This window comes from Ferroglobus sp. (genome assembly GCF_015521575.1).
In the GTDB taxonomy this organism is placed as follows: domain Archaea; phylum Halobacteriota; class Archaeoglobi; order Archaeoglobales; family Archaeoglobaceae; genus Ferroglobus.
The window spans coordinates 1-3,000 of the sequence record NZ_WANY01000198.1; the positions used below are offsets into that span (position 1 = coordinate 1).

3 protein-coding genes and 2 pseudogenes are annotated in these 3,000 nt (G+C 45.4%); 4 read left to right on the forward strand and 1 reads right to left on the reverse strand.

Translation table 11 applies throughout. The annotated features are described in order from the left end of the window. Nucleotides 1–31 precede the first annotated feature (31 nt). The 4 genes and pseudogenes from F7C14_RS07810 to rpl12p (F7C14_RS11120) form a co-directional block, all read left to right on the forward strand. The gene (locus F7C14_RS07810) at nt 32–1,000 is read left to right on the forward strand and encodes an NAD(P)/FAD-dependent oxidoreductase (RefSeq protein WP_290901605.1); all 969 of its coding nucleotides are present in this window, start codon (nt 32–34) and stop codon (nt 998–1,000) included. Nucleotides 1,001–1,088: 88 nt separating this feature from the next. Continuing rightward, nucleotides 1,089–1,736 (forward strand): 50S ribosomal protein L1, encoded by a 648-nt coding sequence (locus F7C14_RS07815; protein ID WP_290901608.1) that lies wholly within the window; start codon nt 1,089–1,091, stop codon nt 1,734–1,736. A gap of 1 nt (nt 1,737) precedes the next feature. After that, entirely contained in the window at nt 1,738–2,751 is a 1,014-nt protein-coding gene (locus tag F7C14_RS07820) for a 50S ribosomal protein L10 (RefSeq protein WP_290901610.1), read from the forward strand. An 18-nt stretch (nt 2,752–2,769) separates the two neighbouring features. Then, nucleotides 2,770–2,859, forward strand: a pseudogene (rpl12p, locus tag F7C14_RS11120) (50S ribosomal protein P1); the annotation flags it as partial. Nucleotides 2,860–2,900: 41 nt separating this feature from the next. Here rpl12p (F7C14_RS11120) and rpl12p (F7C14_RS11125) read toward each other — a convergent pair. Further along, a pseudogene (gene rpl12p / locus F7C14_RS11125) lies at nt 2,901–2,966 on the reverse strand (50S ribosomal protein P1); the annotation flags it as partial. Nucleotides 2,967–3,000 lie beyond the last annotated feature (34 nt).

Genomic DNA, 3,000 nt, shown 5'->3' on the forward strand with positions numbered 1-3,000 from the left:
ATATAACATAATTTGACATTCAAAATTCCCGATGAAGATTCAAATTCACGGTGCTGGAATGGCTGGTAGCTACTTATACTTTCTTTTGAGAGACGAATTCGAAGTTGGAATCGATGACGTGAGGAATAAACCGGACTGTAGATGTGCTTGGGGAATATCCTATAAAGAGGCGAAGGAGCTTTACAAAAACATAGGCGTGAATTTAGATGACTACATTCTATCAAAACCAAAGTACGGGATAGTGAACGGAATCAAGTTAAAAAACAAGTACATCGTAATTTTCGACAGAGCCAAGCTGCTTTCGGACTTGTGGAAAGAGATTGACTTCAAAAAAGTCGATGCGGACATAGAAATTGATGCTACTGGATATAAAAGAGCATACCTTCCGAAAATAGAAAACGACAGGGTATATCCGACGGTTCAGAGAATTGAAGTTCACGAGATAGACGAGAACATCTACACCTACACTTCCCAATTCGGCTACGCTTGGGCTTTTCCTCTTGGGGACAACAGATGGCACATAGGAGCTGGAGAGAAGAGTGTGGAAAGAGCAGAAGCTTTAATAGAGGGTCTCAGAAAAGCTTACGGATTCGAGAAAAAAGAGCCTTCGTGCTCCTGTATTTCCGGAGTGCGACTTCTTCCTCCTTCGAAGTGCCGCCCCTTCATCAGGTGCATTTACATCGGAGTCGGAGAGGCAATAGGATGTGTGAGCGGATTCGGAGAAGGAAACGCTCCTGCTTTAAAATCGGCTGAGATCTTGAGGGACTGCTTGGTGGAAGAGAATTTCAACGATTACGAGGAGAGGATATTAAAGGAGTTCAAGTGGATAGAAATAGAGCACAAATTCGTCGATGCCGTACAGCAAAACAAGATGCTCACAGCCCTCTTTTACATGCTAAGGGTGATAGCTATCGAGAGAAAGAGGAGCCTTTCGTACTCGCCGAAAGATATTTTATCAATAATTAAGGTAAGCCTCAACCCGGATGCGCAAAGTTTTTAATAAGCAGCAGAGAGGATTGCGTTAATTCACTCAAGTTAAAGGCGATGCCCGTAGGAGGCGTTCGCCGTTAGCACTACGGGGTGATATAATGTTGGTTGAGAAGGAGAAGCTTGCGGAGGCAATAAGAGAAGCTATAGAGAAAGCCAAACCGAGAAAGTTCGTAGAGACTGTGGAGATGGCTGTAAACTTGAGAGGAGTTGACATGAGGAAACCCGAGAATAGGATAGATGCGGTAGTCTACTTACCCCACGGTCTCGGAAAGCCAAGAAAAGTTGGGGTATTCGGGAGAGGAGAAGTTGCTCTGAAAGCAAAAGAAGCGGGAGCTGACGTCGTGCTCTCTCCAGAAGATATAGACGAGCTTGCGAAAAATAAGAGAGAGGCGAAAAAGTTAGCTAACAAAATAGACTTCTTCATAGCTGAAGCTCCCCTCATGCCGGAAATCGGTAAGAAGCTCGGACCGATTCTCGGTCCGAGGGGTAAGATTCCTCAACCGATTCCTCCCGCTGCAGATCCAACGCCGATGATAAACAGGTTGAGGAAATCCGTTAGGATAAGAACAAGAGATAGGGTTACTTTTCACGCTCCTATCGGATCGAGAGAAATGGATCCGGAGAAAATAGCTGAAAATGCCCTCGAAATTCTTAAAGTTGTTGAAAACAAGTATGAGAATGCAAGCCAAGTTGTTAAGTCCGTGTACGTTAAAACCACGATGGGTCCTGCTGTTAGGGTGATCTGAAATGGCAGCCGTAACCGGACAAGTTCCCCAGTGGAAAAGACAAGCTGTTGAAGACATCAAGAAGCTCCTAACGAGCCATCCAGTCGTAGCCATAGTCGGATTTAGAGGCGTACCTTCACCCCAATTCCAAAAAATAAGAAGGGACTTCAAAGAATTTGCAAAGATAAGAGTCGTGAAAAACAGCCTCCTGGAAAGAGCTCTCGACGAGCTTGGAGGGGACTTCGTAAAACTGAAAGACTTTATAGAAGACCAAACGGCGATAGTCGTAAGCGAAATGAATCCATTCAAACTCTACAAAAAGCTTGAGGAGACGAAAGTTCCTTCACCGCTGAAACCGAATCAGGTTTCTCCCGTGGATGTTGTCGTTGAAGCCGGTCCTACGAAATTCCCTCCCGGTCCGATACTCGGTGAGCTTCAAGCCGGAGGAATTCCAGCGGCAATAGAGAGAGGTAGGGTTGTCGTCAAAAACACAGTCACGGTCGTTAAAGCCGGAGAGGTCGTTAAACCGGAAGTTGCAAGGGCTTTGCAGCTTCTCGATGTTAAACCGATAAAGATAGGCTTAGAAACGAGAGCAATAATGGAGAAGGGAATAGTATTTACTCCAGAAGACTTGGCAATAGATGAGGCGAAAGTCTTCGAAGAATTTGTGGATGCAGCAAGAAAGGCTCTGAACTTGGCTGTCAACGCTGCATATGTGACGGAAGAGACTGCTGAGATTCTCATAGCGAAGGCTTTCATTGACGCTAAGAACTTGGCTATCAACGCTCTGATATTCGAAAAGGACGTCATGCCGGAGATACTTGCGAAGGCTCATTCGGAAATGCTCGCTCTTGCTTCTCTCCTGCCTGAAGACGCCCTCGATGAAGAGCTGAAGAAGCTTGTGGAAGGCAGAAAAGTTGAAGTTAAGGAGGAGGTAAAGGAAGAGAAGAAAGAGGAAGAGGAGAAGGAAGAAGAGGAGGAAGAAGAAAAGGCTGAGGAGGAAGCTCTCGAAGGTTTAGGTGCATTATTTGGTTGAGAGGTGAGGTGAATGGGTATGGAGTATGTGTATGCTGCTTTGCTGCTGCATTCAGCTGGAAAGGAAATAAGCGAGGAAAACGTTAAGGCTGTGCTTGAAGCTGCTGGCACAAAGGCGGCTTTGTTTATAGCTTCCTCTATGTTTATACCTTCCAAAGCCGTAACTAATGCCTTGACTCTTGCCTCGTTCACTTCTATTCCAGCAGCTTCAAGCACAGCCTTAACGTTTTCCTCGTTTATTTCCTTTCCA

What these genes read in the sequence shown, in the direction of transcription:
- F7C14_RS07810 (WP_290901605.1), top strand. Translation starts at nt 32, where the DNA reads ATGAAGATTCAAATTCACGGTGCTGGAATGGCTGGTAGCTACTTATAC.
- F7C14_RS07815 (WP_290901608.1), top strand. Translation starts at nt 1,089, where the DNA reads ATGTTGGTTGAGAAGGAGAAGCTTGCGGAGGCAATAAGAGAAGCTATA.
- F7C14_RS07820 (WP_290901610.1), top strand. Translation starts at nt 1,738, where the DNA reads ATGGCAGCCGTAACCGGACAAGTTCCCCAGTGGAAAAGACAAGCTGTT.